We start from the raw sequence: 14,742 nt of genomic DNA on the forward strand, positions 1-14,742 counted from the left end.
GAACGGTACCGGACCCGGAGGAAGTAGGGTTAACGCGATGAGTAGACCACCAGCGGACGCACCCCAGGACCACGCAGACGACGACGCAGTCGACTTCGAGGAGGCGTCGGACGCCGTCTCGACACCGGACGACGATGATGTCGTGGCCCGGGTGCTCTCCAGCGCAACGTCGCGATCGAGCGGGTACACGTTGTTCGGCAGCGGTGCAGCTGCACTCCAGTCGGCGAGCACCGCCGGCGGCACGTCCGACGACGGCGAGCAGTTCGACCGCGAGGATCGCCAGGCACTCCGCCGGGTCGCCGGTCTGTCGACGGAACTCGAGGATGTCACCGAGGTCGAGTATCGGCAACTGCGGCTGGAGAACGTCGTCATCATCGGCGTGTACCCGCAGGGTGCGCTCCACGACGCGGAGAACTCCCTCCGCGAACTCGCGGCCCTCGCCGAGACGGCCGGTGCCGTCGTGCTCGACGGCCTCCTGCAGCGCAAGCCCCACCCGGACCCGAGCACCTATCTCGGTCGCGGTAAGGCCCAGGAACTGAAGTCGATCGTGCAGGCGCTCGGCGCCGACACCGTCATCGCCGACACCGAGCTCGCTCCGAGCCAGCGTCGAGCGCTCGAGGACGCCGTGGGTGTCAAGGTGATCGACCGCACGGCCGTCATCCTCGACATCTTCAGCCAGCACGCGAAGAGCCGCGAGGGCAAAGCCCAGGTCGAGCTGGCGCAGCTCGAGTACCTGCTGCCACGTCTGCGTGGCTGGGGTGAGTCGATGAGCCGTCAGGCCGGCGGTCAGGTGGGTGGCGCTGGCGCCGGTATGGGATCGAGGGGCCCCGGTGAGACGAAGATCGAACTCGACCGTCGGCGGATCCACACCCGTATGGCGAAGCTCCGGAAGTCGATCACGGCCATGAAGCCCGCTCGTGAGGCCAAGCGCGCGAACCGCCGCCGGAACACGGTGCCGTCCGTCGCCATCGCGGGGTACACGAACGCCGGGAAGTCGAGCCTGCTGAACCGCATCACGAAGGCGGGAGTGCTCGTGGAGAACTCGCTCTTCGCGACGCTCGACGCCACCGTGCGCCGGAACGTCACCTCGGACGGCCGCGAGTACACCCTCGCAGACACGGTCGGTTTCGTCCGCAACCTGCCGCACCAGCTCGTCGAGGCCTTCCGCTCCACGCTCGAGGAGGTCGCGGACAGCGACGTCATCGTGCACGTGGTCGATGCGGCGCACCCGGATCCCGCAGGGCAGATCGCCACCGTGCACGACGTCATCGGTGAGGTGGGCGCCCGGCATCTACCCGAGGTGGTCGTCTTCAACAAGGCCGACCTCGTCGACGACGGTCAGCTGCTCGTCCTCCGCGGGCTCGTGCCGGACGCGGTCTTCGTCTCGGCGAGGACCGGTGCCGGCATCGATGAGCTCATGGAGCGCATCGAGTCGCTCATCCCGTCGCCGAGCAACGAGGTGCACGTCGTGGTCCCGTTCGATCGCGGCGATCTCGTGACGTTGCTGCACGAGCGCGGCAAGGTCCTGTCGACCTCCTATGACGAACGCGGCACGGTCGTGCATGCGCTGGTCGGTGCCGAGCTCGCGGCAGCCCTCGCGCCGTTCGCGGAGATCGTCACGCCGGCGGCGATCACCTCAGCCTGAGCGCGGGCTTCGCTCGGCACGGACCGGCGCCTCGGGTAGCTCACGCACAGGCGAGCCTGACAGCTGCCTTCAGCGCGTCGGCTGTGCCTGGCGGCAGCGGCAGGGTGAGCAGCGCCTCCTCGTCGTCATCGACGCGTACCACGAGCGGGAACAGGGTTCCGACCTTGTCCTCTGCCAGTGCATGGGGATCGCAACGGCTCGGCACGATCCGGACGTCGATCGTCCTGGTCCCGGTCGAGGCGTCCACGACGATCCCGAGCGGCCATTCCTCGGGGGCGGCACTGCCGTCGGAGGGCGGTGCGGGTTGCAGCAGGACCGTGGACCGCAAGGACACGAGTTCGAGGCGTCCGGGCGCCCCGGTCGGTGTCGCCGTGATCGTCAGCACGGCGACCGTGCGCGCCCCGGCGCCCTCGAGTCGCACCTCTGGTGCGGCCGACACGGTGGCGATGCCGGCGACGCCGGCTGCGGTGCAATCGGCAGCGTGGATGCGTGGCAGGGCGTGCGTGGGATCGGGGAGGTCGTCCGCGTGCACGGTCCGTCCGTCGTCGAGCTCCACCTCCGCCTCGGCTCGCAGCTCATGGGCGGTGGCGTCGCAGTCCGCCCGCGGGATGTCGACTGCGAGATCCTTCGTCTGACCTGCGGGGATCGCCGAGGTGCGCTCGCGGGTCGTCCTGGTCTCGAAGGCGGAGCCGGACAGTTCGACCCGTTCCACCACCACGTCGTCGCCGCTCGTGTTCGACACCCGGATGATCGCCAGGTGGGTGGCGTACTGGTCCCGGTTCTGACGCAACTCGATGTCGAGCCCGACCGCGGATGGGTCATCAGCCGTCGTCGTCGGAGAGAGCCCGGTCGGCGCGGCGCACCCGGAGAGCAGCGCGAGGAAGGCGAGCGCGCAGCTGAGGGTGAGGCGCGCCGTCGGCCTGCCCCGACGACTGCGCGCGCTGGCGCTCTGTTCCATGGCCTCAGCGTACGACCAAGCGACGGATGGGGGAATGTGTCGCAGCATGACGGGATCCGCCGATCGACCATCGCCATCCGGCCCCTGGGTTGCTATCGTCGTCCGCATCGTAGCCGCCCGATCGGGTGGCGTTGGAGCGACAGCCGAGCCCGGCATCCGCCCACGACGCACCGAGCGGAGTCCGCTGCGGGGCGCGTGGTCGCCGGCTCCGCACCCGCTGCAATCGAGACGAGACCACATGACCATCGCGGACCCCGCCTGTCTGGGCCGGACCCCGTTCTCCTTCGAGCTCTACCCGCCCAAGACGCTCGACGGAGGCATCGCGCTCACACACACGGTCGAGCAGCTCGCCGCTGCCGGTCCGGAGTTCATCTCCGTGACCTTCGGCGCCGGCGGCTCGTCGCGCACGGCCAGTCTCGACGTGCTCCGGAGCATCCGCTCATCGACCTCGGTCGATCCGATGGCGCACCTCACGTGTGTCGGCTCCACGCATGCGCAGGCGAGTGAGTTGATCAAGCAGTTCCTCGACGGAGGCGTCCAGAGCTTCCTCGCGCTCCGGGGCGATCCGCCGGAGGGTTCGGTCGAGGGCGATGCCTTCCTCGGCGACCTCGGGAGTGCGGCCGAGCTGGTGCAGCTCATCGGTCGGGTGAGCGCTGAGCACGAGCCGTATGCCGAGGGCCGTCTGCACGGGCTTCCGGGAGCGGTGCAGCTCGGACGGCGCCATCGGCCGAGGATCGCCGTCGCCGCCTTTCCGAACGGCCATCCCCGGTCCAGATCGACCACCCAGGACCTCGACACACTGCTTGCGAAGCAGGCGGCCGGAGCGACCCTCGCGATCACGCAGCTGTTCTTCCATGCGGACGACTACCTCGCGTTCGCGGAGCGCGCCAGGCGTCACGGCGTCACGATGCCCATCCTCCCGGGTGTCATGCCGATCACGAGTGCGGCGAGGCTCCGCAGGGTCCTCCAACTGAGCGGCGAAGAGCTGCCGAGCGATCTGGCCATCGCGCTCGAGGTCGAGCCCGACGAAGCAGGGCGCATCGAGATCGGTACCGAGTACTCGGCCCGGCTCATCCGCGACATCGTCGCGGGCGGTGCGCCAGGCGTCCACCTCTATGCCTTCAACCAGCACCGGACGGTCCTCGACGTGCTCACACGCGCCGGGATCCCGCTCCAGACCGACACCCCGACCCCTCCCGTCCCAGCACGACTCACGAGCAAGGAAGCACAATGAACGCCACTCCAGCATTCCCCGTCGGTACCGTCCTCGGCTACCCGCGTATCGGTCCGAACCGCGAGCTGAAGCGCGCCGTCGAAGCCTTCTGGTCCGGCCGCACCGATGCCGCAGCGCTCGAGGCCACGGCGGCACAGCTGCGTTCCGACACCCGGAACCGCCTCGCTGAACTCGGTCTGGACCGCAGCGGCGGGGCGATTCCCGAGAGCTTCTCCTTCTACGACCAGGTGCTCGACGCCGCAGGGACGGTCGGTGCGGTGCCCGCGCGTTTCGCGTCGCTGCTCGGGGACGACGGTCGGCTGGACCTCGCCGGGTACTTCACGATCGCCCGTGGCGCGGGAGACCTCGCTCCGCTGGAGATGACGAAGTGGTTCGACTCGAACTACCACTACCTGGTTCCAGAGATCGGTGCCGACACGGTCTTCTCGCTCGCGAGTGACCGTGTGGTCGAGCAGTACTTGGAGGGTGTCGCCGAGGGGTTCGTCACGAGACCCGTCATCGTCGGTCCGGTGACGTTCCTGCTGCTCTCCAAGGCCGCTGACGGCGCGCCGGAGGGCTTCTCGCCCCTCGATCGCCTGGATGAGCTGCTCCCGGTGTACGCCGAGCTGTTGCAGGGTCTGGCGGCGGCTGGTGCCCCCTGGGTGCAGTTCGACGAGCCGGCGCTCGTGTCCGAGACGTTCGATGTACCGCGGTCGACCGTGCTCGCCGCGATCGAGCGGGCGACCGCGGTCCTCGCGTCGACTGCCGCCCGCCCGTCCATCTTCGTGGCGGCACCGTACGGTGCGCTCGGGGATGCGCTTCCGATCCTCGCCGCATCCGACGTGGAAGCGATCGGCATCGATCTCGTGAAGGGCTGGCTCCCCGAGAGCGTTCCCGGTCTCGAGACGAAGACGGTCGTCGCGGGTGTGATCGACGGCCACAACGTCTGGCGCGGTGACCTTGCAGCCGCAGCCGATCTCGTGGATGCAGCGACAGAGCGCTTCACCACCGTGACGGTGTCGACATCGACATCCCTGCTGCATGTCCCGTACACCGTCGAGGTCGAGAAGAAACTCGATCCCAGGCTCCGGAGCTGGCTCGCCTTCGCCGAGCAGAAGGTCGGCCAGGTGGCGACACTCGCCCGTGGTGTCGTGAACGGCAGGGCGGTCATCGCCGCGGAGCTGGACGCGGCGTCGACGGCCCTGGCCGATCGCCTCACAGCACCCGGCGTGGTCGACCCTGCGGTCCGGTCGCGAGCGGCGGCTCTCGTCCCCGCGGACTTCTCCCGCGACGACTATCGAGTCCGGGCCGATGCTCAGGAAGCGGCCCTCGGGCTGCCCTTCCTGCCGACGACGACGATCGGGTCCTTCCCGCAGACGGGCGACATCCGCAGGGCGAGGGCTCAGCGCGCAGCGGGCACGCTGAGCGAGGCCGACTACGTGGCCGCCATGCGGGCTGAGATCTCGCGGGTCGTCGCGCTCCAGGAGGAGATCGGGATCGACGTCATCGTGCACGGTGAGCCGGAGCGCAACGACATGGTCCAGTACTTCGCGGAACACCTGGACGGCTTCGCCGTCACCGAGCACGGTTGGGTCCAGTCGTACGGGTCGCGCTGCACACGTCCGTCGCTGCTCTGGGGCGACGTCTCGCGTCCGGCTCCCATCACCGTCGACTGGTCGACGTACACGCAATCGCTGACGACCAAACCGGTGAAGGGGATGCTCACCGGGCCGGTGACGATCCTCGCGTGGTCCTTCGTGCGTGACGATCAGCCGCTCGGGGCGACGGCCAATCAGGTGGCGCTCGCGCTCCGGGACGAGATCGTCGATCTCGAGCAGTCGGGCATCGGCATCATCCAGGTCGACGAGCCGGCGCTCCGGGAGCTGCTGCCGCTGCGCCGAGCTGACCAGGAGCAGTACCTCGACTGGTCGGTTGGATCGTTCCGCCTCGCGACCGCAGGAGTGCGCGACGAGACCCAGATCCACACGCACCTCTGCTACTCGGAGTTCGGGGTCGTGATCGACGCCATCCGTCGGCTCGATGCCGATGTGACCAGCATCGAGGCCGCGAGGTCGAGGATGGAGGTCGTCGCGGACATCGAGGCGAGTGGCTTCGATCACGGCATCGGCCCAGGTGTCTACGACATCCACTCGCCGCGCGTGCCCAGTGTGTCGGAGGTCAGCGCACTCTTGGAGACCGCACTCGCGGGCATCCCTGACCGCCAGGTGTGGGTGAACCCGGACTGCGGGCTCAAGACACGCGGCTACGAGGAGACCGTCACCTCGCTGTCGAACATCGTGGAGGCCACCCGGCTCGTTCGGGAGCGCGTGAGCGCGAGCGCCTGACCTCGCCCGAATCGGGGAAGGCCGGGAGGATCATCACGATCGTCCCGGCCTTCCTCGTGCGTTGTGCGGCTCAGACCGCGCGCATGACGGCGACGACCTTGCCGAGCACCTCGGCGTGATCGCCCAGGATGGGCTCGAACGCTGAGTTGCGGGGGAGGAGCCAGGTGTGCCCGTCGCGCTGACGGAAGACCTTCACCGTCACCTCCTCGTCGAGCATGGCCGCGACGATCTCGCCGTTCTCCGCGGTCTTCTGCTCGCGGATGACGACCCAGTCGCCGTCGCAGATCGCCGCGTCGATCATGGAGTCGCCGACGACCTTCAACATGAACAGGCTGCCCTTGCCGACGAGTTGGCGGGGCAGCGGGAAGATCTCCTCAACCTGTTGCTCGGCCGTGATGGGGATGCCCGCGGCGATGCGGCCGACGAGCGGGACCATCGCGGCATCGCCGACGGGCGGGGCGGTGTCCGGGTCGCTGCCCTCGACGGCAGTCGGAAGGTCGATGAGGATCTCGATGGCGCGCGGGCGGTTCGGATCACGGCGGAGGTACCCGCTGAGTTCGAGTTGACCGAGCTGGTGGGTCACGCTCGACAGTGAGGCGAGGCCGACGGCGTCGCCGATCTCGCGCATGCTCGGTGGATAGCCACGCTGGGAGACCGAGCGCTGGATGACGTCGAGGATGGCCAACTGCTTGTCACTCAGGCTCTTGCGCCGCCTGGTGCCGCCGACCTGGCGTTCCCGGGCGCCGTCGCCCGCTGTGTTCGCTGCCATCTTCGCTCCTGCCCTGATCGGTTGTCGGAGACCGATGTCGGTGGGTGGTGGTGTACTGCTTCCAACACTCGAAACTGTATCCGTACCGACTCGTCCAGACAAACATCTGTTCGAGCGTGTCGCCGAACCCGTGCGTCAGAGGTACGAAGACAAGGGTTGAGTATTCGAACAATCGAAGATATATTCGGAACATAGTTTCGTACCCGGTACTCCCGGCCGAGTGCCGGGTACGAATCCTCGTCACCATGGTGAGCACACTCTTGGAGGGTTGACATGAGCGCAGCACTGATCGGGTCACACGCATCGATCCCCGTCCGCACGACGCGGGTGGCGGAAGCGTCCTCGCGTCCCTCCGGGCGGCTTCGTCTCACTCGCCGCGGGCGCGTCGTCTTCACGACGCTCGCGGCGATCCCGCTCGTCGTCGCGGTGGCGGTCGTCGGATTGTCGGCGGGCGGTGCTGCGGCGAACAACGCTGCTTCGGCCACGTCGTTCACGTACGTCACGGTGGATCCGGGGGAGTCGCTCTGGCAACTCGCCGAGTCGATCGCTCCCGATGCCGACCCGCGCGATGTCATCGCCGAGATCATGAACCTGAACCAGTTGCGCACGTCGGGCGTCGAGCCCGGGCAGCGGCTCGCAGTGCCCCAGCGGTACGTCGCAGAGTGAGTCGGGGGTCGCCCGACCTCGATACGATTGTCGCGTGACCGACCTCGATGACCTCCCCATCCGCGACGACCTCCGGGGGCTGAAGCCCTACGGTGCTCCGCAGGCCCACGTGGCCGTGGCCTTGAACGTCAATGAGAACAGCCACCCCATTCCCGAGGCCGTTGCACACGACATCGTGGCCTCACTCGCGACGGCAGTCCTGTCCGTGAACCGGTATCCCGATCGGGAGTTCACCGAACTGCGCGGATCGCTCGCGGCCTACCTCGGGCATGGCATCACCCCCGAGCAGATCTGGGCGGGGAACGGGTCGAACGAGGTCTTGCAGCACATCCTGCAGGCGTTCGGTGGCCCCGGGCGCTCACTGCTCGGGTTCACGCCCACCTACTCGATGTATCCGTTGTTGGCAGGCGGCGTGGGTACGAGGTGGATCGCCGGGTCCCGCGACGCCGAGTTCGAGCTCTCGGCCGAGACCGCCGCGCGTCAGGTCACCGAGACCGACCCCGATCTGATCTTCCTCTGTTCGCCCAACAACCCCACGGGCACGCCGTTGTCGATCGAGACGATCACGGCCGTGTACGAGGCGTCCAGGGGCATCGTCGTCGTCGACGAGGCGTATGCGGAGTTCGCTCCAGACGACGAGTCCAGCGCGCTCACCCTGCTCGAGGGGCGTCCGCGCTTGATCGTCTCTCGGACCATGAGCAAGGCCTTCGCCTTCGCAGGCGTGCGCCTGGGATACCTCGCTGCCGACCCTGCGGTGGTCGACGCCCTGCGGCTCGTCCGTCTGCCGTATCACCTGAGCGCCCTGACGCAGGCCGCGGCGACGGCCGCACTGCGTCACTCGGCCGAGATGCTCGCCATGGTCGACGACATCCGGACGCAGCGTGATCGGCTCGTGGTCGAACTTGGCCGTCTGGGCTACGAGCCCAGACGCAGTGGCGCGAACTTCGTCCTGTTCGGTGGCGTCCAGGACCCGAACGCGGCCTTCGAAGCCCTCTTCGAGCGCGGCATCCTCATCCGTGACGTCGGGATCCCGAACCACCTCAGGGTCACGGCGGGAACCGAAGCGGAGACGACGATGTTCCTCGACGCGCTGGCAGCGATCAGCCCGGCCTGATCGTCAATCGGTCGCGACAGACGACCCCGGTCGGGCGATGCTCAGCCGAGGCGGGAGATCGCCTCTTCCGCGGCGACCCAGGGGAGCATGGCGCACTTCACACGGGCGATGTATCGCGAGACGCCGCTGAACGCCGCGGCGTCGCCGAACCGCTCCTCGTCGAACTCCAGCGCTCCGCGTGACCGGATGACCGTGCGGAACTCGTCGGCGAGTTGCTGGAGCTCGGTCGTGGTGAGTCCGGCCGCCAGGTCGCTCAGGCAGGAGGTCGAGGCCTGCGAGATCGAACAGCCGTGACCCTCCCAGGCGACGGCACGGATGTGCAGACCGTCGGGATCGAGGTGAACCTGCAACGTCACCTCGTCGCCGCAGGTCGGGTTCAGCTGGTGGGATTCGGCTGCGGCTCCCTCCTGGAGACCGAACCCGTGGCGTTCGCGGGCATGGTCGAGGATGAGCTCCTGATACAAGCTCTCGAGGCCGCTCACCGCGCGCCGCCGAAGAACGGTCCGACGAGTGCTGCCGCGTCGAGGAACGCGTCGATGTCCTCGTTGCTCGTGTAGAGGTAGCTGCTGGCTCTCGTCGATGCCGTCAGGCCGAGTCGACGGTGCAGCGGCTGGGCGCAGTGGTGGCCCACCCGGACGGCGATGCCTCGGTCGTCGAAGAACTGGCCGACGTCATGTGCGTGGACGCCCGCGAGGTCGAAGCTCGCGAGACCCGCGCGCTCGGCGCCTGGTCGCGGCCCGATGAGCCGGACGCCCGGGATCTCCGCGAGACCGCTCGCGAGGCGCTGGCCGGCGGCAGCCTCGGTGGCGTGGATGCGCTCCATGCCGACGCCCTGGAGGAAGCGGACTGCGCTCGCGAGCGCGATCGCCTGCGAGACGGGCTGGGTGCCTGCTTCGAATCGTTGCGGCGCTGGCAGGAACTCGGCGGTGTCGAGCGTGACCGTCGTGATCATCGAACCACCTGTGAGGAACGGCGGCAGCGCATCGAGGAGCTCGCGCCGACCCCACAGGGCGCCGATGCCGTTCGGTCCGAGCATCTTGTGGCCGGAGAAGACGAGGAAGTCGACGCCGAGTGCGTGGACGTCGACGGGGAGGTGCGGCACCGACTGGCAGGCGTCGAGCACGGTCAGCGCGCCGACACGTCCGGCGAGGGCGACGAGTTCGGCCACCGGGGCGATCGCGCCGGTCACGTTCGACACGTGCGCGAACGCGAGCACCCTGGTGCGCTCGCCGATGATGTCGTCCGCGGCATCGAGGAGCAGCACGCCGTCGTCATCCACTGGGAGGTGGCGCAGGGTGGCGCCGGTGCGGGCGGCCAGCTGCTGCCACGGGATGAGGTTCGCGTGGTGTTCGAGCTCGGTGACGACGATCTCATCGCCGGGGCCGAGCCGGAAGCGTTCGGCCCCGGCGCCTCCGAGACCGGCGCTCGCGTTGCCGAGCGAACCGGCGACGAGGTTCAGGGCTGCGGTGGCTCCGGAAGTCCAGACGAGTTCGCGCTCGTCGGCGCCGATGAACCCTGCGACCGTCGCGCGCGCATCCTCGAAGAGTTCGGTGGCTTCGGCAGCGAGGAGATGGGCGCCGCGGTGGACTGCCGCGTTGCTCTGGCTCGCGTAGTCGCGCTCAGCCTCGATGACGTCCACGGGACGTTGTGACGTCGCGCCCGAGTCGAGGTAGACGAGCGGGTGCCCGTTCATCTGTCGCGAGAGGATCGGGAAGCGCGCGCGCAGGGCGGCGATCTCGGTCTGATCGAGCGCATGGGACGGTGCGATGCTGAGTGAGGAGGTCATGACCCATCAACGATAGGCGCAGACTGCGCGTCATGCTCCTCTATGACGGCTGGCGCGGCGCCCTCGAGCGGTGGCTGGATAGACTGGACGCCATGACCACCCAGCAGCGCACGGCCCGACTCCAGCGGGAGACGAGCGAGTCCAGCATCGAGCTGGAACTGAACCTCGACGGCACCGGCACGAGCAGCATCGAGACGTCCGTCCCGTTCTACGACCACCTGCTCACGGCGTTCGCGAAGCACTCGCTGACCGACCTCACCGTGCGGGCCAAGGGAGACGTCGAGATCGACGTCCACCACACGGTCGAAGACATCGGCATCGTGCTGGGGCAGGCCATCAAGCAGGCGCTCGGTGACAAGTCCGGCATCTCCCGCTACGGCGACGCACTGGTCCCGCTCGACGAGGCGCTGGTCCAGGCGGTCGTCGACATCTCCGGGCGTCCTTACCTCGTGCACACGGGAGAGCCCACCGGCTTCGAGTTCCACCTCATCGGCGGACACTTCACCGGATCGATGGTGCGGCACGTGTTCGAGGCGATCACGTTCAACGCCGGCCTGACCGTGCACGTCACCGTGCTCGGCGGCCGCGACCCGCACCACATCGCCGAGGCCGAGTTCAAGGCGTTCGCGCGTGCGTTCCGTCAGGCGAAGGCGCTCGACCCGCTCGTGCAGGGGATCCCGTCCACCAAGGGTGCGCTGTGACCGCTCGTCCGTCGGTCGTCGTCCTCGACTACGGTTCCGGCAACGTCCACTCGGCCGTCAAAGCGCTCGAGCTGGCCGGCGCCGACGTGGTGCTCACCGGTGACCGCAAGGCAGCCCTCGCAGCCGATGGGCTCGTCGTCCCAGGGGTCGGCGCGTTCGACGCCGTCATCGGCGCCCTGAGGTCCTCGCACGGCGACGAGGTGATCGACCTCCGTCTCGCCGGAGGACGACCGGTCCTCGGGATCTGCGTGGGGATGCAGGTCATGTTCGAGCGCGGTGTCGAACGCGGCTCGGAGGCCGAGGGCCTCGGCGAGTGGCCTGGCACGGTCACCGAACTGGTCGCTCCGGTCCTCCCGCACATGGGGTGGAACACCGTCTCGCCCGACGCGGACTCCGTCCTGTTCGACGGCCTGGCCGACGAGCGCTTCTACTTCGTGCACTCATACGCCGCACAGGACTGGACGCTCGACGTGATGCCGCCGTTCCCTGCTCCACGGCTCACCTGGGCGACCCACGGGGGCCCCTTCCTCGCGGCGGTCGAGAACGGACCGCTGTCCGCCACGCAGTTCCACCCGGAGAAGTCGGGCGACGCCGGCATCCGCCTCCTGACGAACTGGCTCGGCACCCTGTAGCCGACTAAGCTCTGGTGCTTGTGCCGCGACGCATGCTCCGCTCCAGCACCCGATGAGCCTGCGGCTCCCGAAGAGACTGTGATTCATGAACGAGTTCAACACGACGCCCGGCCTGGTCCTCCTTCCCGCGATCGACATCGTCGGCGGCAAAGCGGTCCGTCTCACGCGCGGTGAGGCCGGTTCCGAGACGAACTACGGCGAGCCGGTCGACGCAGCCATCGACTGGGCGGGCCAGGGCGCCGAGTGGATCCACCTCGTCGACCTCGACGCGGCGTTCGGGCGCGGGCACAACCGGGCTGTCATCAAGAAGGTCATCGCGAAGACCCGCGGGGTGAACATCGAGCTCTCCGGCGGCATCCGGGACGACGCGTCGCTCGAGCAGGCGCTCGAGACGGGCGTCAAGCGTGTCAACCTCGGCACGGCGGCGCTCGAGAACCCCGAGTGGGCGGCGAGCGTCATCTCGCAGTACGGTGACGCGATCGCCGTCGGGCTGGACGTTCGCGGCACGACGCTCGCAGCCCGTGGCTGGACCCAGGACGCCGGCGACCTGTGGACCGTGCTCGCGCGTCTCGAAGAGGCGGGTTGCGCGCGCTACGTGGTCACCGACGTGACGAAGGACGGCACGCTGCAGGGTCCGAACCTCGAGCTGCTGCGTCAGGTCATGGAGCGCACCGAGCGTCCCGTCGTCGCCTCCGGAGGAATCTCGAGCCTCGACGACCTCGTAGCACTGCGCGAGCTCGTTCCGCTGGGCCTCGAGGGCGCGATCATCGGGAAGGCCCTCTACAACGGCGAGTTCACCCTGGCCGAGGCGCTGGATGTCTCCGGCAACTGACGGGCCCGCGGCCCATGCGCACGGTGGGAGCACCGACTCCGCCGGCCAGCCGTGGGCTGGACGGAGCTTCCAGGCGAACACGAGCTCCAGCGACGACGGGAGCGCTCCGGAACGTCTGATCGAGGCGCTGCGCAGGTTCCGGTCGCTCGAGGTCGGTGAAGCCGAGGTGGTCGACGCCTTCCGTGAATCGCGGCTCCTCATCCCGCTCGTCGCCCACCTCGGTGAGGTCGGCGAGAACGAGCACGGTCAGGCGATCGACAAGTCGCAGGAGCTCTCGATCGTCACGGTCACGGGCCCCGACGGTCGCACGGTGCTGCCGGTGTTCAGTTCCGTGTCCGCCATGTCCGCATGGAACCGGACCGCGAGGCCGATTCCAGCCGACGGCGTCCGAGTAGCGCTCGCCGCCGCCAGCGAGCAGACGGACGTCGTGGTGCTCGACCCCACTTCGGAGACCGAGTTCGCGATCCGTCGGCCGGCGCTCTGGGCCATCGCGCAGTCGCAGCGGTGGCTTCCGAGCTTCAGCGATCCGGCGGTACTGCAGGCGTTCGAGGCGTCGATCGAGTCTGAACTCGCCGTCGTGACGGTGCGGCTGCGTGCCGGCGATCCCGGCGCGAAGCTCGTCGGCTCGGAACTGGTGGTCGAACTCGGCCTCATCGCGGGCCTGACGCAGCAGGAGCTCGATGCCGCGCTTGCTCGTCTCGCGCAGCGCTGGGCAGCCGACGAGGTCATCGCGACGCGCGTCGACTCCCTGGCGGTCTCGATTCGGCCGGCCGACTGACCGTCGACCGGCGAAGCGGGCCAGGCTGTCCGATCAGGTGACGGGGCCGGTCCACTTCTCTCCGGGCCCCTTGCCGATCGGGTCCTCGATGGTCGAGGCCTCACGGAAGGCGAGCTGAAGAGAGCGGAGGCCGTCACGCAGTGAGCGTGCATGCATGTCGCTGATCTCCGGAGCGCCGGCGGTGATGAGGCCGGCGAGTGCGTTGATGAGTTTGCGTGCCTCGTCGAGGTCGAGCTGCGACTCCGGGTCGTCGGCCAGGCCGCACTTGACCGCGGCTGCGCTCATGAGGTGCACCGCTGCGGTCGTGATGACCTCGACGGCCGGTACCTCTGCGATGTCGCGCGTGGCCTGATTCGCCTGCTCGTCTTCGTCGTATGGGCTGGTGGTGTTGTTCACGTGGATCCTCTGTTAGACTCGTGCGGTGCTCCGAGACATGTCTCGGTACGAAAGAGGAGATTCTCCCACCCGCGCTTGACCGCTTCATTAGGTTACCGGGTTGTCACGCTCCGCCTGTCGCTTCACGGCTGCAGGTAGCAAGGGCGTGGTGCCTTCCGGCTCTGTGTTTTCGAACTCGGCGGAGGGTATGGGTGTGTGGTGAACCGATTTCGTCGCGTTGCAGGTATTCGATCTGCGCGTGTGGCCACCCACCCAGTCAGAGGAGTTCCGCATCAGCGATCCCCGTACCAATGACCGTATCCGCGTCCCGGAGGTCCGACTCGTCGGTCCCGGCGGAGAACAGGTCGGCGTCGTCAAAATCGAGGTCGCCCTTCGCCTCGCGCAGGAAGCGGATCTCGACCTCGTCGAGGTCGCACCCAACTCCAAGCCGCCCGTCGCGAAGATCATGGACTACGGCAAGTTCAAGTACGAGGCTGCGCAGAAGGCCAAAGAGGCCAGGCGCAACCAGGCGAACACGATCCTCAAAGAGGTCCGGTTCCGCCTCAAGATCGATCAGCACGACTACGAGACCAAGCGCAAGCGCGCTGAGGGCTTCCTCAAGGCCGGCGACAAGGTGAAAGCCATGATCCAGTTCCGCGGCCGCGAGCAGTCCCGTCCAGAGCAGGGCGTCCGTCTGCTCCAGAAGTTCGCCGAGGACGTGTCCGAGTGGGGCACCGTCGAGTCCACCCCCATGGTCGACGGACGCAACATGGTGATGGTCGTCGGCCCCCTGAAGAACAAGTCCGAGGCGAAAGCCGAGGCCAACGCACAACGTGCGGCATCGAAGGCACGTCCGGCAGACGCCGGCGACGACGCCGACGAGGCTGCTCCGGCGGAGTCATCCGCCGATGAGAACCGATAAGAAACG

Annotated in this window: 15 protein-coding genes; 10 read left to right on the forward strand and 5 right to left on the reverse strand. The window is 68.4% G+C overall.

The features are described 5' to 3' along the window. Nucleotides 1–37: 37 nt before the first annotated feature. Complete coding sequence (gene hflX, locus ABMA10_RS09960; RefSeq protein WP_347868215.1) at nt 38–1,645, forward strand: GTPase HflX; 1,608 nt, start codon at nt 38–40, stop codon at nt 1,643–1,645. A 40-nt stretch (nt 1,646–1,685) separates the two neighbouring features. On the opposite strand, the gene ABMA10_RS09965 is transcribed toward hflX, so the two are convergent. Next, nucleotides 1,686–2,603, reverse strand: a complete 918-nt coding sequence (locus tag ABMA10_RS09965) for a hypothetical protein (RefSeq protein WP_347868214.1) — start codon at nt 2,601–2,603, stop codon at nt 1,686–1,688. 238 nt (nt 2,604–2,841) lie between these two features. Here ABMA10_RS09965 and ABMA10_RS09970 point away from each other — a divergent pair, with 238 nt between their 5' ends. Both ABMA10_RS09970 and metE read left to right on the forward strand, forming a co-directional pair. After that, the gene (locus ABMA10_RS09970) at nt 2,842–3,837 is read left to right on the forward strand and encodes a methylenetetrahydrofolate reductase (RefSeq protein WP_347868213.1); all 996 of its coding nucleotides are present in this window, start codon (nt 2,842–2,844) and stop codon (nt 3,835–3,837) included. After that, complete coding sequence (metE, locus tag ABMA10_RS09975) at nt 3,834–6,161, forward strand: 5-methyltetrahydropteroyltriglutamate--homocysteine S-methyltransferase (RefSeq protein WP_347868212.1); 2,328 nt, start codon at nt 3,834–3,836, stop codon at nt 6,159–6,161. Before ABMA10_RS09970 ends, metE begins: the two co-directional genes overlap by 4 nt. A 70-nt stretch (nt 6,162–6,231) precedes the next feature. Here metE and lexA read toward each other — a convergent pair whose 3' ends face one another. After that, entirely contained in the window at nt 6,232–6,930 is a 699-nt protein-coding gene (lexA, locus tag ABMA10_RS09980; RefSeq protein ID WP_431031467.1) for a transcriptional repressor LexA, read from the reverse strand. A 273-nt stretch (nt 6,931–7,203) separates the two neighbouring features. Between lexA and ABMA10_RS09985 the strand changes: the two genes are divergently transcribed. Together ABMA10_RS09985 and ABMA10_RS09990 are read left to right on the forward strand one after the other, a co-directional pair. Then, nucleotides 7,204–7,596 carry a LysM peptidoglycan-binding domain-containing protein gene (locus tag ABMA10_RS09985; protein WP_347868210.1) on the forward strand — a complete coding sequence of 131 codons (393 nt, stop codon included), beginning with the start codon at nt 7,204–7,206 and terminating at the stop codon, nt 7,594–7,596. Between the two features lie 34 nt (nt 7,597–7,630). Then, nucleotides 7,631–8,710 (forward strand): histidinol-phosphate transaminase, encoded by a 1,080-nt coding sequence (locus ABMA10_RS09990; RefSeq protein ID WP_347868209.1) that lies wholly within the window; start codon nt 7,631–7,633, stop codon nt 8,708–8,710. 41 nt (nt 8,711–8,751) lie between these two features. On the opposite strand, the gene sufU is transcribed toward ABMA10_RS09990, so the two are convergent. Both sufU and ABMA10_RS10000 read right to left on the reverse strand, forming a co-directional pair. Then, nucleotides 8,752–9,192, reverse strand: a complete 441-nt coding sequence (sufU, locus tag ABMA10_RS09995; RefSeq protein WP_347868208.1) for a Fe-S cluster assembly sulfur transfer protein SufU — start codon at nt 9,190–9,192, stop codon at nt 8,752–8,754. Next, a complete protein-coding gene (locus ABMA10_RS10000) occupies nt 9,189–10,496 on the reverse strand; it encodes a SufS family cysteine desulfurase (protein ID WP_347868207.1) in 1,308 nt (435 codons plus the stop codon). Before ABMA10_RS10000 ends, sufU begins: the two co-directional genes overlap by 4 nt. A gap of 92 nt (nt 10,497–10,588) precedes the next feature. Here ABMA10_RS10000 and hisB point away from each other — a divergent pair, with 92 nt between their 5' ends. From hisB to ABMA10_RS10020, 4 genes are all read left to right on the forward strand, one after another. After that, nucleotides 10,589–11,197: an imidazoleglycerol-phosphate dehydratase HisB gene (gene hisB / locus ABMA10_RS10005; RefSeq protein WP_347868206.1), complete on the forward strand. Its 609-nt coding sequence runs from the start codon at nt 10,589–10,591 to the stop codon at nt 11,195–11,197. Then, the gene (gene hisH, locus ABMA10_RS10010; RefSeq protein WP_347868205.1) at nt 11,194–11,829 is read left to right on the forward strand and encodes an imidazole glycerol phosphate synthase subunit HisH; all 636 of its coding nucleotides are present in this window, start codon (nt 11,194–11,196) and stop codon (nt 11,827–11,829) included. Before hisB ends, hisH begins: the two co-directional genes overlap by 4 nt. A gap of 85 nt (nt 11,830–11,914) precedes the next feature. Further along, nucleotides 11,915–12,661, forward strand: a complete 747-nt coding sequence (gene priA / locus ABMA10_RS10015; protein WP_347868204.1) for a bifunctional 1-(5-phosphoribosyl)-5-((5-phosphoribosylamino)methylideneamino)imidazole-4-carboxamide isomerase/phosphoribosylanthranilate isomerase PriA — start codon at nt 11,915–11,917, stop codon at nt 12,659–12,661. Continuing rightward, a complete protein-coding gene (locus tag ABMA10_RS10020) occupies nt 12,645–13,439 on the forward strand; it encodes an SseB family protein (protein WP_347868203.1) in 795 nt (264 codons plus the stop codon). Before priA ends, ABMA10_RS10020 begins: the two co-directional genes overlap by 17 nt. Nucleotides 13,440–13,472: 33 nt before the next feature. Here ABMA10_RS10020 and ABMA10_RS10025 read toward each other — a convergent pair whose 3' ends face one another. Further along, nucleotides 13,473–13,835: a DUF1844 domain-containing protein gene (locus ABMA10_RS10025; protein ID WP_347868202.1), complete on the reverse strand. Its 363-nt coding sequence runs from the start codon at nt 13,833–13,835 to the stop codon at nt 13,473–13,475. 238 nt (nt 13,836–14,073) lie between these two features. On the opposite strand from ABMA10_RS10025, the gene infC reads away from it, so the two are divergent. After that, the gene (gene infC / locus ABMA10_RS10030; protein ID WP_347868201.1) at nt 14,074–14,736 is read left to right on the forward strand and encodes a translation initiation factor IF-3; all 663 of its coding nucleotides are present in this window, start codon (nt 14,074–14,076) and stop codon (nt 14,734–14,736) included. The last annotated feature ends 6 nt before the right edge of the window (nt 14,737–14,742 follow it).

It is taken from the genome of Plantibacter sp. RU18 (genome assembly GCF_050613355.1).
Lineage (GTDB): Bacteria > Actinomycetota > Actinomycetes > Actinomycetales > Microbacteriaceae > Plantibacter.

Excerpts from the sequence above, each read along its gene's own strand:
- hflX (WP_347868215.1), top strand. The coding sequence starts at position 38 with ATGAGTAGACCACCAGCGGACGCACCCCAGGACCACGCAGACGACGAC.
- ABMA10_RS09965 (WP_347868214.1), bottom strand. The coding sequence starts at position 2,603 with ATGGAACAGAGCGCCAGCGCGCGCAGTCGTCGGGGCAGGCCGACGGCG.
- ABMA10_RS09970 (WP_347868213.1), top strand. The coding sequence starts at position 2,842 with ATGACCATCGCGGACCCCGCCTGTCTGGGCCGGACCCCGTTCTCCTTC.
- metE (WP_347868212.1), top strand. The coding sequence starts at position 3,834 with ATGAACGCCACTCCAGCATTCCCCGTCGGTACCGTCCTCGGCTACCCG.
- lexA (WP_431031467.1), bottom strand. The coding sequence starts at position 6,930 with ATGGCAGCGAACACAGCGGGCGACGGCGCCCGGGAACGCCAGGTCGGC.
- ABMA10_RS09985 (WP_347868210.1), top strand. The coding sequence starts at position 7,204 with ATGAGCGCAGCACTGATCGGGTCACACGCATCGATCCCCGTCCGCACG.
- ABMA10_RS10000 (WP_347868207.1), bottom strand. The coding sequence starts at position 10,496 with ATGACCTCCTCACTCAGCATCGCACCGTCCCATGCGCTCGATCAGACC.
- hisB (WP_347868206.1), top strand. The coding sequence starts at position 10,589 with ATGACCACCCAGCAGCGCACGGCCCGACTCCAGCGGGAGACGAGCGAG.
- priA (WP_347868204.1), top strand. The coding sequence starts at position 11,915 with ATGAACGAGTTCAACACGACGCCCGGCCTGGTCCTCCTTCCCGCGATC.
- ABMA10_RS10020 (WP_347868203.1), top strand. The coding sequence starts at position 12,645 with ATGTCTCCGGCAACTGACGGGCCCGCGGCCCATGCGCACGGTGGGAGC.